The sequence below is a fragment of the Rhizobium sp. FY34 genome, assembly GCF_005222845.1.
Classification (GTDB): domain Bacteria; phylum Pseudomonadota; class Alphaproteobacteria; order Rhizobiales; family Rhizobiaceae; genus Neorhizobium.
In genome coordinates, this window is the sequence record NZ_STFZ01000007.1 from 230343 (window position 1) to 248695 (window position 18353).

Consider the following 18353-nt stretch of genomic DNA (forward strand, 5'->3'; position numbering starts at 1 on the left):
AACACATGAAATTCACACTCTCCTGGCTGAAGGATCACCTGGATACCGACGCCACCCTCGGCGAGATCTGCGAACGCCTGACGGCCATTGGTCTTGAGGTCGAGGATGTCGATGACAAGGCGGCCTATAGGCCCTTCGTCATTGCCAAGGTCCTGTCTGCTGAAAAGCATCCGTCCGCCGACCGGTTGAAGGTGCTGATGGTCGATACTGGTGAGGGTAAGCCGGTTCAGGTCGTCTGCGGCGCGCCAAATGCGCGCGAAGGTCTCGTTGGTGTTCTGGCGCGCCCCGGCACCTATGTGCCTGGCATCGATGTGACGCTGGCCGTGGGCAATATCCGTGGCGTCGAAAGCCATGGCATGATGTGCTCCGAAAAGGAGCTGAATATTTCCGATAGCCATGACGGCATTATCGATCTGGCGGGCGATGCGCCGGTCGGCTCCAGCTTTGCCGCCTATGTCGGTCTCGACGATCCGATGATCGAAATCAATCTGACGCCGAACCGCCCGGATTGCACAAGCATTTACGGCATTGCGCGGGATCTGGCGGCTTCCGGTCTCGGCAGGCTGAAGGCGTCAAAAGCGCCTGATTTTAGCGTCAGCGGCGAAACGCCGGTTACCGTCACCATCGATCTCGATGACGAGCGCCTGTGCCCCGGCTTTGCGCTGCGCCTGGTGCGCGGCGTGAAGAACGGCCCGAGCCCGGCCTGGATGCAAACGCGGCTGAAGGCGATCGGCCTTCGCCCGATCAATGCGCTGGTCGATATCACCAATTATATGACCTTCGACCAGGGCCGGCCGATGCATGTGTTTGATGCGGCCAAGGTTGCCGGCAATCTGACCGTGCGGCGCGCGAAGGAGGGCGAGGAGATCCTGGCGCTCGATACGCGCAGCTATAAGCTGACACCCAATACCGTGGTGATTGCCGATGACAAGGGCGTCGAATCCATCGGCGGCATCATGGGCGGCGAACATTCCGGCTGCGATGAAAACACCGTGGACGTGTTGATCGAATCGGCGCTGTGGGACCCGATCAATGTGGCCAAGTCCGGCCGTTCGCTCGGTATCATCACCGATGCGCGCTACCGGTTCGAGCGTGGCGTGGACCCGGAATATATGATGCCGGGATTGGAGCGCACGACACAGCTGGTGCTGGATCTTTGCGGTGGTGTGGCAGCGCAGGCCAAGGTCGCCGGCTACAAGGGTCATGATGCACGCCATATCGATTTTCCCTTCGCCGAAGTGAAGCGCCTGACGGGCCTGGTGATTTCGCTCGAGGAGAGCCGGCAGATCCTGACCGGTCTCGGCTTCGAGATTGTCTCGGGCAATGAGAGCATGGCAACCGTTGCCGTGCCCTCCTGGCGCCCGGATGTGGATGGCAAGGCCGATCTCGTGGAAGAGGTCATGCGCATCCATGGCGTCGATCAGATCCGGCCCGAGCCGCTCGAAAGCCTCGGCACGGTGAATGGTCGTATCCTGACGGTGCTGCAGGTGCGCAGTCGCACGGCGAAGCGAGCGCTCGCCTCGCGTGGCATGCTGGAAGCGGTCACCTGGTCCTTCATTTCTGAAGGACAGGCCAAGCTGTTTGGCGGCGGCAAGCCGCAGCTGAAGCTTGCCAACCCGATTGCCGCCGATATGTCGGATATGCGTCCCTCGCTTTTGCCGGGGCTTCTGACGGCTGCCCAGCGCAATGCCGACAAGGGTTTTGGCGATGTGGCGATCTTCGAAGTGTCTGGCACCTATGAGGGCGACACGCCCGATGCCCAGCGGCGCGTGGCAGGCGGTATCCGCCGTGGCACGGCCTCGCTTTCCGGCGCTGGAAAATCCTGGTCGAATGCGGCCAAGGGCGGCGGCAAGCCGGTCGATGTCTATGATGCAAAAGCCGATGCGCTGGCCGTGATCGAAGCCTGCGGCCTGCCGATGGGTAATGTGCAGGTGGAGCAGGGCGGTCCCGCCTGGTATCATCCGGGCCGTTCCGGCACCATCAAGATGGGCCCGAAAGTCGTGCTTGGCCATTTCGGCGAATTCCACCCGAACACGCTTTCGGCGCTTGATGTGTCGGGTGCACTGGCCGGTTTCGAGGTCTATCTCGATGCCATGCCTGAGCCGAAGAAGAAGGCGACGCGCACCAAGCCGGCGCTGGAGCTTTCGCCCTTCCAGATGGTGAAGCGCGATTTTGCCTTCGTGGTGGAAAAGTCCGTCGAGGCCGGTGCCTTGATCAAGGCTGCAACGACTGCCGACCGCAAGCTGATCACCGGCGTCAATGTCTTTGACGTGTTCGAAGGCGCGTCGGTCGGCGAGGGCCGGAAGTCGATTGCCATCGAAGTGCTGATCCAGCCCGTCGACAAGACATTGACGGATGAGGATTTCGACGCGCTGACAGCCAAGATCGTCGCCAATGTCGAAAAAACGACGGGCGGCAGCCTGCGCGCCTGATCTGCGCCCTGAAACATTGCTTCGGCCGGGATGCGGGAAACTGCCTTCCGGCTGTTCTGCGTCTGGGTGCGGCTCTGTCAAAGATCGGGCAGGCGCCCTCGTTCACGCGACCTGTTCGATCCGTGGCTTGAATTGTCCTTGTCACCTATCGGTCGGGGCGCTGAAAGCTGCCTCGTAAGGGTTTGTTAGGGTGACACCTTTCAGCGCCCCGTTCGGCATTTTTATCCGCCGGTTCGGCCTCTCTGCCTGAAAGGACCGGCTGGTGCCTTTTTCCATCGCCGTTCCCGGTGTTTCCATGGGTGGAAAACCCGAGCGGACAACGGGCGATGAGACCCTGCACCGTCCTTCCCCTTGTACACCCAACAGGTGTGCCCGACGCGCAGCTGGGCGCCTTGACAAGGATCGGCGCTTTCGTCCGACGCGCTTCTCCTTCCTGCCGTGTCGTCGGGGGGAGACAGTTTTGACGGACTCGGATGATGGGGTTTTGCATCTCACCCGCCTGACCCGAACCGGCCCCGCATCGCAGCACGCCTGCCGGTGTATCCGCTGCGGGATGGGGAGAGTGTAGGCACAAGCTGGAGAGGCGGGGATGACGGGATGGAATTTATTTTATGGGGAGGGCTTTGTACCCCCCTCTGCCCTGCCGGGCATCTCCCCCTCAAGGAGGGAGATCACCGTGTAGCCAGCCTCGCTGTCTTTCCGAAATGCTGCGGTGCAGATGACAACTTCATCGTCGAGTGCTTTGCTTAGGAAGAAGCGGGTGCGTCTTACCGATCTCCCTCCTTGAGGGGGAGATGCCCGGCAGGGCAGAGGGGGGCCTGGCAATGTCGACAGAGGCGAAAGCCAACCGTCGCCATCGCGCCTTAAAAGATCAGCTTGAGCAGCAAAACGACCACGATCAGGCCGATGATGAAAATGACGCCGACGGTACCACCAATAAATTTCAGAATGCTGTCTCCTGCTAGTCTGTGCAATCCGGCTGAAGCCATCCGGCCTTGCCTCAATAGATATGCTAGGGAAACTGGTAGAAAGCCCGTTTGTGCCAGTGCGGTCTACCCGGTCAATGGGGCTGGATAAGTAGGATAGCGGCATGAACCGATGGAACATTCCCGACTGGCTGGAACAAGAAGTTCGCGAGCGAGACAAGTATTGCGTCTATTGCCGCTGCAACTTTGGTGGTGGTACCGGCAAAGGCAGCCATAGGAGCTGGGAGCATGTCGTCAACGATGCAAACATAATAACCAGAGAGAATATCGTACTATGTTGCCGTTCCTGCAATTCAAGCAAGGGCGCGAAGCTGCTGACCACCTGGCTGGAGTCGGCCTATTGCAAGCGGCGCGGTATTACCGTTGATAGTGTTGCAGACGTGGTGAAACACACCTTGATCTAACCATCGAGCCTTCGCACTGCCGGGCAATTTTGCCCATGCTCAGCGCATTTTGCACTGTAGCCGGAACCTTCTCCCACGAATGAGGGAGAAGGGAGCAAGGGCTGCCGCCTTCCGGCGGCTGCACGGCTTACAGGCTGACGCGGCGGCCTTCCTTGTCGGCATTCTTACGGTCGCTGCCATGCTTGGCAAGGATCGCCTTGGCATCTTCCACCGAGATGCGGTGCTTCTTGGCAAAGGGAATGGGCTCGTAGCCCTGCGCTACGGCATCGGTTTTCGGGTCTGACATGGAAGTTTCCAATCCTTATGGCTCCGGCGGGTTGCCGGTGCATCTCTTGTGCCGTTGAGCGGGGACGTGCGTTCGCCACGGTCTCGGCGACAGTCGCGCGCAAAGCCTGCAGCGCTATGACACCTATATGGGGTATAAAGCCGCAGAACTCAATATTTCTTCTTGCGCAGGGTCTTGTTACCCTTCGGACCGCTATAGACCGGCGTGCGATCGCGGTTTTCGGAAGACAAAGTGCGCCAGCGTTCCAGTCGGGCTGCATCCAGCGTGCCGGCTTTGACGGCCGCCTGCACGGCGCAGCCCGGTTCATGCGCATGGGTGCAATCGCGAAAGCGGCAATGCGGCGCAAGCTCGGTGATTTCGGCAAACAGCGTATCGATGCCATCTGTCACGTCGCTCACATAAAGCGTGCGGATACCCGGCGTATCGATCACCCAGCCGCCGCCGGAAATGGCATGCAGCGAGCGGGCGGTGGTGGTGTGGCGGCCCTTGGCATCGGCCTCGCGGATCGCACCGGTTTTCTGCTGGGTTTCAGCATCGGGGCCGGCCAGCGTATTGACGAGCGTCGATTTTCCGACGCCCGATGAGCCAACCAGCGCCACGGTTCGGCCGGGGCCGCACCAGGGCTGAAGCGGTGCTGTGGCATCCGGCGAGAGCGCATTGACCATGACGACCGGCAGATCGCGCTGCAGCGCCAGTGCCTGATCGGCAAAGACCTGCGCATCCTCCACCGTATCGGTCTTGGTCAAGACGATCACCGGCTGTGTGCCAGCCTCATTGGCCATGATCAGGTAGCGTTCCAGCCGCGAGGGGTTGAAATCGGCATTGCAGGAGGTGACGATGAACAGCGTATCGACATTTGCAGCGGCCAGCTGCTGGCCAAAGGCGCCTTCCGTGCGCCGCTGCAACACAGTCTGGCGGTCCAGCCGGCGCATCAGAAGCCCGGTATAGGGTGCGGCCAGAACCCAGTCTCCCACGGCAAAATCGGCAGTATTGCTATTGGGGGGAAGCTCGATCGGCACCGGGCCGCTGGCATCGATTGCATCCAGCCGATCGCGGTGGACGGATGAGATGCGCCGCACGAGAAGCTCGGTTTCCTCAGCGCGCACCTGATCGGTAAAGAAGGCGCTGCAGCCCAGCCGCGCAAGGCCGGCTATGTCGGACAGACCGGTCAAGCGGCAGGACCAAGGGTTTGAGAGCGTGACATGGGCGGAATTTCCTTGGTCAAAGCAGTTGGCCCTTCTCATAGCGCAGAAACGGGGCGGTGACGCGGGAAATGTTTTTGGGGCGGCGATTTACTGAAGGGGAAGCTTGGCCGGTTGGGGAGGAAGGCCCCTCCCCAACCCCTCCCCACAAGGGGGAGGGGCTGACATGCCGCAGCGTTTCTACTGCCTATTGCCTACTGGCTAACCCTACCGGTTGGCCATCTTGGCCATGCTTTCCGGATAGCGTTCGCCCTTCACCTTGGCGGGCGACAGAAGATCGCCGAGTTCCTGCAGTTCGGCAGGCGACAGGGAGATGTCGGCAGCAGCGACATTCTTTTCCAGATTGGCGATCTTGGTGGTGCCGGGGATCGGCACGATGAAATCGCCCTGCGCCAGAACCCAGGCCAGTGCCAGCTGGCCGGCGGTGACGCCCTTGTTTGCCGCCATCTGCTCCAGCATCGAAATGAGCGCCAGGTTGGCATCGAAATTGTCTGCCTGGAAGCGCGGCAGGCCCCGGCGGAAATCCGTATCGGACAGGCCATCGAGATTTTTCAGAGCGCCGGTCAGCGCACCGCGTCCAAGCGGCGAAAAGGGCACAAAGCCTATGCCGAGTTCACGGCAGGTATCGAGCACGCCATTCTCCTCCGGGTCGCGGGTCCATAGCGAATATTCGCTCTGGATGGCGGCAATCGGATGGGTGGCATGGGCGCGGCGCAGGGTTTCGGCGCTGGCCTCTGACAATCCAAGCGCGCGCACCTTGCCGGCCGCGACAAGATCGGCCATGGCACCGACCGTTTCTTCGATCGGCACGTCCGGATCGACACGGTGCTGGTAGAAAAGATCGATAACCTCGACACCGAGCCGCTTCAGCGAGGCTTCCGCCACGGCGCGCACGTTTTCCGGCCGGCTGTCGGTGCCTGACGGGCGGGCAGCCTTGGCCTTGTCGCCAATGGTAAAGCCGAACTTGGTGGCGATCAGCACCTTGTCGCGATAGGGTTTCAGGCCCTTGCCCACCAGTTCCTCATTGGTGAAGGGTCCATAGACTTCCGCCGTATCAAAAAGCGTGACGCCAAGCTCCACGGCGCGGGCAAGCGTTGCAAGCGAAGCCGGTTCATCGACCGTGGCAGTATAGGCATGGGTCATGCCCATGCAGCCCAGCCCAAGTGCCGAGGTGGTCAGCGTGCCAAGTGTGCGTGTGTGCATGGCAATGGTCTCCGTGTTGTCGAGGCAGACCAGAGCGGCTGCCGATTACTGTAATCTAGGGCCTGCGGATGAGAAGGAAAATAGATGCAAATTCCAACGGGCTGTTCTATCATTTAGAACAATGAACCGCACACAGCTCTCTCAACTCGCCGTTCTGGCCGCCGTGGCCGAACATAGAAGTTTTCGCAAGGCGGCAGCCGAGCTGAAGATCGCGCCCTCAGCCGTCAGCCATGCGGTATCGTCTCTTGAGGAAAGTCTCGGGCTGCGCCTGCTTCAGCGCACGACGCGCAGCGTGGCGCCGACAGAAGAAGGCCGGATGGTGATTGAGCGCCTGACGCCTGCCTTGACGGAGATTGCTGCCGCGCTGGAAACACTTGCGGAGCGGCGCGACCAGCCGGCAGGCCCCCTGCGCCTGACCATGCCGATGCTGGCAGCCGAAGAGCTTATCATGCCGCGGCTGGCGCAATTCCTCACGCTCTATCCGCAGATCGAGTTTGATCTGCGCACCGATGACCGTTTCGAGGATATTGTCGACAAGGGCTTTGATGCCGGATTGCGGCTGGGCGAACACCTGGAAGCGGATATGGTGGCCGTCCGGGCAAGCGGCCCCTGGCAGGGGACAATCGTCGGCGCGCCTTCCTATCTGGAGAAGAACCCCCCACCGCAACAGCCGCGTGAACTGATCGGCCACCGCTGCATTCGCCGCCGCTTTTCAAGCGGCGCAATCTATCGGTGGGAGCTGGAGAAACAGGGCAAGCCGGTGGTGGTTGATGTCAGCGGGCCGCTGATCCTTTCGAGCCAGCACCTGATGCGCCAGGCGGCGATCGACGGGCTCGGGCTTGCCTTTGTCTTTGACCGGCGTGTGGAGGAGGATATTGCGGCAGGGCGGCTGGTGCGGGTGCTGGAAGACTGGTGCCCGCCCTTTGATGGGTTCTACATCTACTATCCCTCGCGCCGGCAGATGCGGCCATCTCTGCGCGCCTTCGTCGATTTCTTCCGATGGCGCGCATGAGACATGTCAGAATTTGATGCGGTAGCGCACGTGTCCGTCGGACTTGACGAACGAGTCGTAAAGTTTGCGCGCCGTTTGATTGCCCTCGTCGGTATGCCAGTAAAGCCGCGACCAGCCGTTTTTCTGAGACAGGGCCACGAGATCTTCCATCAGGGCCCGGCCAATGCCCTTGCCGCGAAATCTTTCATCAAGGAAGAGATCCTCCAGATAGCAATCCGGCGTCTTCACCCAGGTGGAATCGTGAAAATGGTGGATGGCAAAGCCGGCCATTTGCCCGTCCACCTCCGCCACGCGCATGGCAACGCGTGAGGTGGGATCGAGAATGCGCGACCAGGTATGATCGGTCACATCATCGGCAAGCGTCACCTTGTAAAAGGCAAGATAATCGGCCCAGAGCTTTTTCCAGGCCGCTTCGTCTGAAGGTTCGGCGTCGCGAATGAGGATATCGGGCATCAGGCACCTGCCTCGTTCAGTGCCTGCATCTGGCTGTCGGACAGCGTCAGCGTGCCGGCCTCCAGCAGTGCCTGCAACTGGCTGAGGCTGGTGGCAGAGGCAATCGGTGCCGTGATGCCGGGGCGCGCAGCAACCCAGGCGATGGCGATCGTGGCAAGCGAGGCGCCGGTCTCTGCGGCAATCGCATCCAGAACGGCCAGAATCCGCAGGCCCTTGTCGTTCAGGTAATCTGCCATGCGATAGCCGCGTGCCTTGCCGGCCGCATCTTCAGCCTTGCGATACTTGCCGGTCAAAAAGCCGGCGGCAAGCGCATAATAGCTGATGACGCCAATGTCTTCCCGAATGCAGAGGTCTTTCAGCGGGCCTTCGAATTTCTGGCGGGCATAGAGATTATATTCCGGCTGCAGCACATCAAAGCGCGGCAGGCCGGCCTTTTGCGCCGCATCGAACGTATCCTGCAGCTGGCTAGCATTGTAATTGGAGCAGCCGATGGCGCGCACCTTGCCGGCCTGCTTCAACCTTGAAAACGCCTCCAGCGTTTCCTCGATTGCCACATCCGGATCCGGCTTGTGGGCGAGATAGAGATCGATGTAATCGGTGCCGAGGCGAGTGAGCGAGGCCTCGACCGCCTCTTCGATCCAGCGCTTCGAAAGGCCCGTCTTGCGGTCCTTGTTCTCGTAACCGACCTTGGTGACGATCACCGCCTTGTCGCGGGATACCGTGCCGCGCTTCAGCCATTGGCCGATGATTGCCTCGCTTTCGCCGCCCTGATGGCCGTCCACCCAGGCGGAATAGACATCGGCCGTATCGATCGTGTTGTAGCCGGCCTCGAAGAACCGGTCGAGGAGATCAAATGAGGTCTTCTCATCGGCCGTCCAGCCGAAGACATTGCCGCCAAAGACGACAGGAGCGATGGAAAGGCCGGTGCGGCCAAGCGGGCGCAGATGCATGCGGAAAACCTCTTGATGGAATGACGGGCGACGCGCGGTCTCCCGCGCCGATCGCACAAGGCTAACGCTGTGGGATGTCATGCACCATTCAATTTGCGTGATGGGTCAGGTGGAGAAACGATGCAAGCTGGGTGGTTGGTCGAAATGCTGGCTCCAGATACGCCGCAGGTGGCGGGCGGAGGCAAAGCCGGTGCGGGCCGCAACATTTTCCAGATCAAGCCGCGATTGGCTGATGATGTCACGCGCCAATGTCACCCGGATGAGGTTGATATAGTCGATCAGCGACAGGCCGGAATGTTCGCGAAACAGGCGCGACAGGTGGCGCCCGCTGAGACAGGCGATGTCAGCCAGACGCTCCACGGACCAATCGGCGGCGGGATCATCCATGATGGCATCCTGCACCCGGTGAATGGCCGGATGAATGTGATTGCGGCCGGAAAGCCAGGGCGAAATCTGCGGATCATGGCCGCTGCGCCGCAGATAGACGACCATCTTGCGCGCCGCAGACAGGGCGGCCTGCGGCGTGGTGAGCCTTGCCACAATATGCAGCATGAGATCGACGCCGGTGGAAATGCCGGCACTCGAAAAGCGCTGGCGATCCTCCACATAGAGCCGGTTTTCGAGAACCTGCGCGGTGGGCGCCAGTTTGCGCAGATCGGCAAGGCAATCGGAATGGCTGGTGCAGGCATGGCCTTCCAGCAGCCCCGCAGCACCTGCCAGCAGAGCGCCGGAGCAGATGGTGACCAGCATCGTATCGCTGGTGACCGCAGACGACAGCCAGCGCGACAGCACGCGCCGCTCCTTCTCCACGCCCGCATCCGGCGGGGCCGAAATGCTGCCGGAAACGACAACCATGGAGCCGGGCGGCAGGCTCTCCGGCAGCGGTTCCAGCCCGTCAAGCGCAAGGCCGATCGAGGTTGTCTGGCGCTGAGCGGCTCCCAGATAGTGTAACTCGAAACGCGCCTGCGTCTGCGCCTGGTTGGCATAGCGCAGCACTTCCATCGGCCCGGCAATATCCAGAAGCAGCGCATGCGGCGGCACGACCATGAAAACGGGAATGATCCGTGTCGTGTCCGCCGCCGGCTGTATCATGCGGCACGCCTTGCTGTGTCCAGTGCATCCTCGACGGTTGCGATGCGGGCAAAACGGTCCTTGAGCACCATCTCCGTATGCCGGCGGATCTCTTCCGGCGAGCGGGTGACGCCGAGTGCATCCACCATCGGGAAGGTGAGGGTGGCTTCCGACACATAATCGACAGCAAAGCCGAGATCAGAGGCGTGGCGGGTCGTCGTTTCGCAGCATTGCTCGGTGCGGATGCCGGAAATGATGACATGGCGGATGCCGTTTTGCGTCAGCCAGACATCCAGACCGGTGCCGACAAGGGCGGAATGGCGGCGCTTTTCGAAGATGCGGGTTGGGCTGATGCGAATGCCGTCCAGCGTGCGCACATGGCCGCTCTCCTTCGAAAAAGGACCCTGATCCTCGACATGGAAGATCTGGATGACAGGCATACCGGCCGCCTCGGCACCATCGATCAGCGCCTGCTGGCGCTCCAGATAGCGGGGCAGATCCGCCGCATCCCAATAGGGGCGGTGAGGGAAGGATTGCTGGACATCAATGACGATGAGTGCGGTCTCGGACATTTTCGAGCTCTCCATGGGATTAGGAATAGCCGAAGAATAGGCTTTTACGCCAGAGCCAAAAGGGGGGATAAAGACGTTGAGCGGACGTTTTGGGACATGTGGTGGGGCATTCTAGACGCTGATGGCGGTAGCGGATCTTCCCGAAAAGGACGAGGAAACGCGGAAGAGTGCGTTGGCAACCATTCATATTGGTATATTGGGCCGGCCTGTTTCTAGATGTTCGTCAGGCGTCGATGATGCCTTCCGTCGTTGCCTCTTGTCGGCAGATAAATTGGGTTGTGGATATTCAATATCATTCATCTGGAATTGCGTTTGCATCGGTACTGACGTTGGATATCCTGTTTAGAAGACAGGGGAGACTTGAGCGACAATGTCCGAAGCAGCGTGGCAGATGGCGATTGAAGACGTTTTTCGGGAGTTGATCGTTAACGGCGATGCCAGTCAAGGAATGACTGGTTGGACGATCGAATCGTCGCCTGGGAATGGCTGGTCAACCGAGGACGGACCTGGTGAGTCCTGTCCAGAAACAGCTGGCAAAACGAACTTTGTGTCGTCATTTGGTTGGGCTAAGAAATCGCAGCTCATCGACCTCGTCGCCGCCGGCTTCGATCCAAACTATCTCGATACGGCGCCGCGTATCTACGTAAGCGATTGGGTGTGCGGTCGCTGCGATGCGCCCAGCTCCTACGAGCTTCGCGTTGAACTGCGCGATGCGCAGGGAAATGTTATCAAATCGCTGGTGACAAACGAACTAGACACGCCACGTGCGGGTGGCTGGACCTACCCGTGGCGGCGCATCTTGAGGGATTTCCATCGTTATGGACCCGGCGTCCGGTTCATTTATTTCGAGCATGGCGGCACGGATCGAGTGAACTGGTCAGGCTGGTACGGGGCAAAGATGACGGGCGCTTCCGTTAAAGTCGCCACCGCGCCATCGCATCATCGAAACCTTCTTCAGAATCCCGACGGCGCCAACGGCATGACCGGGTGGACGGTACTGTCATCCGGCGGCAACGGTTGGTCAACAGAGAATGTTGCTTGGTCCTGTCCGTCGAGCGCTGGTCAAAGCAACTTCGTCACATCGTGGGGTTGGTCCAGGAAACAGCAGATCGTTGATCTAGTGGCCGCTGGCTTTACCGCAGAGCAACTCGACCAGTCGCCCGACATCCGTATTGAAGACTGGATGTGCGGTCGCAGCGACTCGGGTTCAAAGTATTACCTTACCGTCAATTTGCTGGATGTGAACCACACCGTCATTGAGAGTTTCACGACGGGAGAGGTAAGCACGCCTCTCCTGCCTAACTACGCCTATCCTTTCTCGCGCGTTGGAACGACCTTTATTGACTATCCTACAGGCGTCCGATTTGTCTCTTTCGAGCATGGCGGTGTGGACACGAACGGTTGGCAGGGTTGGTACGGAGCAAAGATGACCGGCGCCTATGTTGGCGTCGTACTACCCCCGCCGCATTCGATGTTGCCTATGGTTGGCGCCGACGTGCCGTCAACCATAACTGTAGTCGATAATCGCGTTAGAGTATCTCCGACCGACGTCATGCCGACCAAATGGATATGCGACCTTGTCATTGAATATCAGAGTGGTCGGTACAGCGGCTCAGGTTGGCTCGTTGCTACGCCAGGCCCCTTCGCTGTGGTCGTTACGGCGGGTCATAACGCTTTCGACAAGAAGCTTGGCTTTCCAAAGTCGATCACCGTCTATCCGGCACGTGATGGATCGGTTCAGCCCTATGCCAGCTACACCGCTCGGGCGAACAGTATCCAAGCCAACATCCGCTACTTAGTCGATGCAAATGGTGGCGTTATCAAGTATCCCCTCCATGATCTAGGCGCCGTCATCGTCCCCAAATCCGCGGTTGATTGGGGGGGGACGGGATTCACTGCGACGGTTGCCACCGACGACGAACTTCGCACCACGTCTCTGACCGTTGCTGGGTATCCGGGCGACAAGACAAACCCTGACGGTTCACCATCACACACGATGTGGACGGCCAATGGCCCGATCGATTCATTTAGTCGCACATCTTTCTGGTATCCGGCTATCTATACCTGGCCGGGTAACAGCGGCTCCCCAGTTTACAAGGTTGGAACGCAACAGGTCTTGGGCGTGCATGTGCAAGGGCTGCCCGAACCGTCAGCAATTGTCGGGTCGCCGTTCGGGGGCAAGGCGACACGAATAACCGCCGAAGTCGCTTCGACGATTGTGGCTTGGGCGACGCCTCTCACTGCGGATACACGCATCACCTCGCTCGAACTGATAGTCCAGACCGGGGATGATTTCGGCGCGGGCACGAATGACACTATTAACGTAAAGCTTGCCGGTAAGGACTTTGGAAATCCCGATGATACCTTCTTCAAGGACAGGAGCGAGCGCGACCAAATCGATGGATACGACCTGACCGACAAGATGAATTTACTCTTTCCGAACGGCCTTTTTGTCCGTGACTTGGTAGGAAGCCAATATACGATCGCCCGCGTGTTCGAAATGCTCAGTGGCTGGGGGTACTGGTTCTATGGTGACTGGGAGGTGCACAGCGTGTTTCTATACGTCAACGGACAACGTTTTCATGCCCGCCGGTATAATCAATGGCTTGATGTTGTGAAGCCAGCGCTTGTCGGCAGGATTACGGAAACTCCCTAAATGAGTGAGCTTGGTGGCAACCGGTTCCCTCTCCTTGGCTCCTGCGGAGGACGCCGGTCTCCAACCGTGGCAAGTAGGCGGCGCCGCAAAACTTTCAGTTCGTTGGCGTCAGAGCGTAGTCATAGGCCCTGCGATATCGGCAGATGAGAATCGGGCTATTGACCACTAAGTGCCACCGAAAGTGTTCGCGCAAGCCTCTGAAAAATGTCGACGAACCGATCACTTGCGGACATACCGGCAGCGGCAGCAAATGGGTCGAAAGCGGCTAAAGTGGTCTGCTGTGCGCGATAGCAGCCATTTAATTTACTGCCGCTATAGACTTGGCCATCTCCCTTCCCCCACCCCCACATCATTGCATCCGGCTCGCCCCGTCCCTAATGTGCGCCGGCAGATATATTGGGAGGAAATCATGGTGCGTTTCGGTATTCTATCCACGGCCAAGATCGGCCAGCAGGCGGTCGTGCCGGCCATTCAGGACGCGGAAAATTGCGTGGTCACGGCCATTGCCAGCCGCGATCTGTCACGGGCACGGGCCATGGCCGACCGGTTTTCCGTGCCGCATGCCTTCGGGTCCTACGAGGAAATGCTTTCCTCCGATGTGATCGATGCGGTCTATATTCCGCTGCCGACCAGCCAGCATGTGGAATGGACCATCAAGGCGGCCGAGGCCGGCAAGCATGTTCTTTGCGAAAAGCCGATTTCACTGAAAGCCGAGGAGATTGACCGGCTGATTGCGGCGCGCGACACCAACAAGGTGCTGATCGCCGAAGCCTTCATGATCACCTATGCACCGGTCTGGCTGAAGGTGCGCGAACTTTTGGGGCAAGGTGCTGTCGGGCGGCTTTGCCATGTGCAGGGCTCGTTCACTTACTTTAATCGTGACGCTTCCAACATGCGCAATATTCCGGAACTGGGGGGCGGCGGCCTGCCGGATATCGGCGTCTATCCGACGATGGCGACACGGTTTTCGACGGGCAAGGAGCCCTTGCGCGTGCAGGCGACGACGGTGCGCGACAAGGATTTCGGCACCGACATCTATTCAAGCGTCAAGGCGGATTTTTCGGATTTCGATCTGACATTCTATATCTCCACCCAGATGGCGGCGCGCCAGCAGATGGTGTTTCACGGCACCGACGGTTTCATCGAGGTGAAATCGCCGTTCAATGCCGATCGTTACGGCGCCGAAGAAGTGGAACTGACCGACCAGAAGCATGGCCGCTCGGAAATCTTCCGCTTCCCGGATAGTCGCCAATACAGGCGCCAAGCGGAAGCCTTTGCCAGCAAGGCCATGGGCGGTGCGGCAGAGGTCGTTTCACTGGAAAGCTCGCGCGCCAACCAGCGCTTCATCGATGCTGTCTACCGCGCCAGCGAGCATGATGGCTGGGAGACGGTGTAAGCCGTCTCAATCCTCTTCCTTGATGCGCCGGTGGCGAAACACCAAGCGCGAATAGCCGAAGAAGGAATAGGCCGTGGCGGCCATGGACGATAGCACCACCGCCGCCACCGGCTGCAGCAATGGCAGGCGGTGGATCAGCAGCGAATAGAGCGCGTAGTTCAACAGCGCAGAGGTGATGCCGACCGCCCAATAGCGAAAGCCTTCCTTGGCCAGCGAATGCGGCGAGGGTTCAAACGTGAATGTGCGATTGAACGCCCAGGTAAATGCCATGGCGCAGAGGATGGCCGGAATGCGCGCCGCAAACGGGCTGAAGCCGGCAAAGCTGATCAGCAGATAGGTCAGCCCGGCATCGATGATGAAGCCGAAGCCGCCGGCAATCAGAAAACGGATGAGCTTCTTCACGCGGCGCGGGTCTCGGTCTCGTCGAAGGCCTTTGGCGTCACGGCAAGCGCCGGGCTTTGCATGGAGGCTGCCTGCGGCTGGCTGAGATAGGCAAGCCTGAGCATTTCATTGCGGCCACGCGCCACCGAATCCAGAATGATGCCGGCCGTCAATGCCACTGCCGAGAGCGAGACAAGCGCCAGCGACAGCATCCAGGTGGGCATGCGCGGCACAAGGCCCGTCGCGACATATTCGGTGAGAACCGGGATCGACAGGGCAATGCCAGAGGCACAGAGACCGGCCGCGACAAGGCCGAAAAAGGCGAAAGGCCGGGTTTCCTTCATCAGCATGGCAAACATGCTGAGTATGCGCGCCCCATCGCGAAAGGTGGAAAGCTTGGAAAACGAGCCTTCCGGACGGCGGCCATAATCCAGTTCCAACTCGCTCACCGGCAGTTTGAGCCGGAAGGCATGCACCGACATTTCCGTCTCGATCTCAAAGCCGGTCGAGACGGCGGGAAAGCTTTTCACATAGCGGCGGGTAAAGGCGCGGTAGCCGGAGAAGATATCGGTGAAATCCGTGCCGAACAGGCGCCGGTAGAGAAGGTTGAACAGCCGGTTGCCGGCGGCATGGCCCTGACGGCCGGCATCGTCATGCACGCCGCGCCGCGTGCCGACCACCATATCGGCGCGTTCCGTCAGCAGCGTGCGGATCAGCTCTTCGGCATCATCCGGCGCATAGGTGCCATCGCCATCCGCCATCAGGTACAGATCGGCCTCGATATCGGCAAACATGCGGCGCACCACATGGCCCTTGCCCTGGCGCCGTTCGCGGCGCACGTCGGCGCCGGCCAGCATGGCGGCGAGCGCCGTGCCATCGGTTGAATTGTTGTCATAGACATAGATGCGCGCATAAGGCAGCGCTGTCTTAAAGCCGCGCACCACCGAAGCAATGGTCGCCGCCTCGTTATAGCAGGGCAGAAGCACGGCCACCTGCAGCCCGTTCATTGCGGCTTTTTCCATGATTTCCACTCGATACACGGCAAACCGGAATCGCCAGACCGGGCGCTTCCAAGATTTTACTATTTCTTGAGAAGGTTAAAGCTAGGTTTCGATCGTCGCCCGGCCTCGGGATTCGGCTTGTGACTGCGAGGATAAAGACGATGAACCACCCTTTCAGCGAAGCCGGCATGGCCGGTGACGAACGCCGGCAGCCCATGGGCATCTGGGCCCTGTTCCTGCCGTCGCTTGCCGCCTATTCGCTGGTGCTCGTAGCGCTGATTCTGGTGTTTCATGTCATGGGCGCCACTGACTATGTCGGTCCAGACAATGACGATGCGATGCGTCTGGTGGAGGTGCGCGATCTTTTGGCCGGCCAGGGCTGGTTCGATATGATGCAGTACCGGCTGGGGCTGGATGGCGGCACGCTGATGCACTGGTCGCGCTTTGTCGATCTGCCGATTGCCGCACTGATAAGGTTTTTTGCCCTATTTGTCGGGGCAGGCGAGCAGGCGGAAATGCTGGCGCTTGCGGTCTGGCCGCTTTTTCTGGCCGTCCTGTTCATGGCGGCCGCCGGACTTGGCGGACGGCGCATGGGCGGCGTCGAAACCATGCATATCGCCTTTGGCCTTGCCGCGCTCTTTGCCTTCACCTCCATCCGCTTCCATCCGGGCGCGATTGACCATCACAATGTGCAGCAGGTCATCCTGATGTTCCTCGCTGCCATGATGGTGGACCGGCGCCGCGCCGGGGCAAGCCATATGATGGCGGGGGCTCTGGCGGCGCTGGCCATTGCAATTGGTGCGGAAACCGTGCCGGTTGTGGCGGTGGCCTGCGCCTGTATTGCCGCCCAATGGGCCTTTCATGGCGAGGCCTTCGGGCGTGCAGCCCGTGCCTTTGGCCTGTCGCTGTCCGTTTCCATTTCGGTGTTCTTCTTTGCCACCGTGCCACCCTCTGCCTGGGGGGTGGTGACCTGCGATAATCTCTCGCTCGGCTTTTATGCGCTTTCGGCGCTGGGCGGCGGCGGCCTGTTCCTAATGGCGCGCTTTGGCCGGCATCTGGGCGGAAAGGGCCGGATGTTAACGCTTGCAGGTCTGGGCGCCGCACTGCTGGTGACTGCCGTGCTGATTGCGCCGCAGTGCCTGGGCAGTCCGCTGGCGGGTCTTGATCCCATGCTGGTGGAACTCTGGCTGAGCAAGGTGACGGAAGCGCAATCCATCCTGTCGCAGATCCGCCTTCTGCCGGAAACCGTGGGTGGCTTCTATGCGGTCGGCCTGTTTGCCGTGGCCATCTGCGCCTTTCGCATTCTCGATCGCGAAAAACCGGAAATCCACCTGGTTCTGCTGGCGCTGATCAGCGCCGCCTTCGTCGTCTCGCTGATCCAGGTGCGTGGCTCCTATCTGGCCAGCGCGCTGTCCATCCTGCCTCTGTCGCTGATCATCACCGATCTGCGCCGCCAGTCGCATGCGGAACCGGAAAACATCAATGCCGGCTTTGTCTATGTCGTCACCGTGCTTCTCTCGGTGCCGGTCGTGTGGTTCTTCCTCGGCATTGTCAGTATCAAGGGCATCGGCAATTCCATCACCATTAGCGCACTGACGCAGGCAAGCGCCCCGATGGGCAATGCCAGCAGATGCGTGAGCCGCATCGATATGCGGGCGCTTTCGCTTCTGCCGCCTTCGGTGATTGCAGCGCCGGTGGAAAGCGGTGCCAGCATTTTGCGCTTCACGCCGCACCGGGTGCTAGCCGCACCCTATCACCGCAATCAATCCGGCATGCTGACGGAACTGCATATCGGGCTATCAACGCCGAAGGATGCAGAAGCGTTTCTGCGCGGCGCCAAGGTGGATGTTCTGGCCTTTTGCCCCTCGGACCCGCAGACGCAAAGCCTGATGCGGCTGAAGCCGGATGGGCTTTATGCGCAATTGGCAAAGGGCATCGTGCCGGCGTTTCTCGAGCCGGCCCGCGTCGCCGACAAGGATGGCTTCCGGTTCTTCATGATGCGCAAGCTGTAAGACGGGCTATGGGCGCGAGGTTGAGGCGGGATGGCTGAGCACGGCTGCCAGAAGCATCGCGCCCAGAACGCAGATCAGCCCCACATTCAGCCCGGCAATGGCAATCAGAAGGTCGATGAAGGACACGCCTCCGGCTGACACCATCGCGGCAAGGCCGAAGACGGCGATGAGCAACAGCGGCGACAGCACGATGGCCACGGCCTTCCGTGTGGTGCCGGCGGCAAGGCCCAGCGAAACGGCGGTAAGAAAAAGCACGGGCTGCACCCTTTGCATGACGAAACTGACCTGCAACCTGGCGCAAGGCGGCTAACAAAGATTGCTGCCTGGGCCGTTTTG

The 18353-nt window shown here is 60.2% G+C and carries 17 protein-coding genes; 7 read left to right on the forward strand and 10 right to left on the reverse strand.

The window, feature by feature from the left end:
* Positions 1 to 5: 5 nt before the first annotated feature.
* From pheT to E8M77_RS05940, 3 genes are all read left to right on the forward strand, one after another.
* Positions 6 to 2432 (forward strand): phenylalanine--tRNA ligase subunit beta, encoded by a 2427-nt coding sequence (gene pheT / locus E8M77_RS05930; protein WP_137129691.1) that lies wholly within the window; start codon positions 6 to 8, stop codon positions 2430 to 2432.
* A gap of 824 nt (positions 2433 to 3256) precedes the next feature.
* Positions 3257 to 3397: a hypothetical protein gene (locus tag E8M77_RS23835; RefSeq protein WP_170975762.1), complete on the forward strand. Its 141-nt coding sequence runs from the start codon at positions 3257 to 3259 to the stop codon at positions 3395 to 3397.
* A gap of 125 nt (positions 3398 to 3522) precedes the next feature.
* Positions 3523 to 3822, forward strand: a complete 300-nt coding sequence (locus tag E8M77_RS05940; protein WP_137129692.1) for an HNH endonuclease — start codon at positions 3523 to 3525, stop codon at positions 3820 to 3822.
* A gap of 127 nt (positions 3823 to 3949) precedes the next feature.
* Here E8M77_RS05940 and E8M77_RS23840 read toward each other — a convergent pair whose 3' ends face one another.
* The 3 genes from E8M77_RS23840 to E8M77_RS05950 form a co-directional block, all read right to left on the reverse strand.
* The gene (locus tag E8M77_RS23840) at positions 3950 to 4108 is read right to left on the reverse strand and encodes a hypothetical protein (RefSeq protein WP_170975763.1); all 159 of its coding nucleotides are present in this window, start codon (positions 4106 to 4108) and stop codon (positions 3950 to 3952) included.
* 149 nt (positions 4109 to 4257) lie between these two features.
* On the reverse strand, positions 4258 to 5280 hold the full coding sequence (rsgA, locus tag E8M77_RS05945; RefSeq protein WP_246659141.1) for a ribosome small subunit-dependent GTPase A: 1023 nt from the start codon (positions 5278 to 5280) through the stop codon (positions 4258 to 4260).
* Positions 5281 to 5517: 237 nt separating this feature from the next.
* The gene (locus E8M77_RS05950; RefSeq protein ID WP_137129694.1) at positions 5518 to 6513 is read right to left on the reverse strand and encodes an aldo/keto reductase; all 996 of its coding nucleotides are present in this window, start codon (positions 6511 to 6513) and stop codon (positions 5518 to 5520) included.
* 121 nt (positions 6514 to 6634) lie between these two features.
* On the opposite strand from E8M77_RS05950, the gene E8M77_RS05955 reads away from it, so the two are divergent.
* Positions 6635 to 7525, forward strand: coding sequence for a LysR family transcriptional regulator (locus tag E8M77_RS05955; RefSeq protein WP_137129695.1), 891 nt, complete (start codon positions 6635 to 6637; stop codon positions 7523 to 7525).
* Between the two features lie 6 nt (positions 7526 to 7531).
* Here the strand turns inward: E8M77_RS05955 and E8M77_RS05960 are convergent, their stop codons facing one another.
* From E8M77_RS05960 to E8M77_RS05975, 4 genes are all read right to left on the reverse strand, one after another.
* On the reverse strand, positions 7532 to 7978 hold the full coding sequence (locus E8M77_RS05960; protein WP_137129696.1) for a GNAT family N-acetyltransferase: 447 nt from the start codon (positions 7976 to 7978) through the stop codon (positions 7532 to 7534).
* Positions 7978 to 8928, reverse strand: a complete 951-nt coding sequence (locus tag E8M77_RS05965) for an aldo/keto reductase (protein WP_137129697.1) — start codon at positions 8926 to 8928, stop codon at positions 7978 to 7980. Before E8M77_RS05965 ends, E8M77_RS05960 begins: the two co-directional genes overlap by 1 nt.
* A 105-nt stretch (positions 8929 to 9033) precedes the next feature.
* Positions 9034 to 10020 (reverse strand): helix-turn-helix domain-containing protein, encoded by a 987-nt coding sequence (locus E8M77_RS05970; protein ID WP_137129698.1) that lies wholly within the window; start codon positions 10018 to 10020, stop codon positions 9034 to 9036.
* Positions 10017 to 10571 carry an isochorismatase family protein gene (locus tag E8M77_RS05975; RefSeq protein ID WP_137129699.1) on the reverse strand — a complete coding sequence of 185 codons (555 nt, stop codon included), beginning with the start codon at positions 10569 to 10571 and terminating at the stop codon, positions 10017 to 10019. Before E8M77_RS05975 ends, E8M77_RS05970 begins: the two co-directional genes overlap by 4 nt.
* Before the next feature lie 370 nt (positions 10572 to 10941).
* On the opposite strand from E8M77_RS05975, the gene E8M77_RS05980 reads away from it, so the two are divergent.
* A complete protein-coding gene (locus tag E8M77_RS05980; protein WP_137129700.1) occupies positions 10942 to 13227 on the forward strand; it encodes a hypothetical protein in 2286 nt (761 codons plus the stop codon).
* Between the two features lie 409 nt (positions 13228 to 13636).
* Entirely contained in the window at positions 13637 to 14623 is a 987-nt protein-coding gene (locus tag E8M77_RS05985) for a Gfo/Idh/MocA family oxidoreductase (protein ID WP_137129701.1), read from the forward strand.
* Between the two features lie 6 nt (positions 14624 to 14629).
* Here the strand turns inward: E8M77_RS05985 and E8M77_RS05990 are convergent, their stop codons facing one another.
* Together E8M77_RS05990 and E8M77_RS05995 are read right to left on the reverse strand one after the other, a co-directional pair.
* Positions 14630 to 15025: a GtrA family protein gene (locus tag E8M77_RS05990; RefSeq protein ID WP_137129702.1), complete on the reverse strand. Its 396-nt coding sequence runs from the start codon at positions 15023 to 15025 to the stop codon at positions 14630 to 14632.
* Positions 15022 to 16026 carry a glycosyltransferase gene (locus tag E8M77_RS05995; RefSeq protein WP_137129703.1) on the reverse strand — a complete coding sequence of 335 codons (1005 nt, stop codon included), beginning with the start codon at positions 16024 to 16026 and terminating at the stop codon, positions 15022 to 15024. Before E8M77_RS05995 ends, E8M77_RS05990 begins: the two co-directional genes overlap by 4 nt.
* Before the next feature lie 140 nt (positions 16027 to 16166).
* Here E8M77_RS05995 and E8M77_RS06000 point away from each other — a divergent pair, with 140 nt between their 5' ends.
* On the forward strand, positions 16167 to 18017 hold the full coding sequence (locus E8M77_RS06000; protein ID WP_137129704.1) for a hypothetical protein: 1851 nt from the start codon (positions 16167 to 16169) through the stop codon (positions 18015 to 18017).
* 6 nt (positions 18018 to 18023) lie between these two features.
* On the opposite strand, the gene E8M77_RS06005 is transcribed toward E8M77_RS06000, so the two are convergent.
* The gene (locus E8M77_RS06005) at positions 18024 to 18272 is read right to left on the reverse strand and encodes a hypothetical protein (protein WP_137129705.1); all 249 of its coding nucleotides are present in this window, start codon (positions 18270 to 18272) and stop codon (positions 18024 to 18026) included.
* Positions 18273 to 18353: the final 81 nt, after the last annotated feature.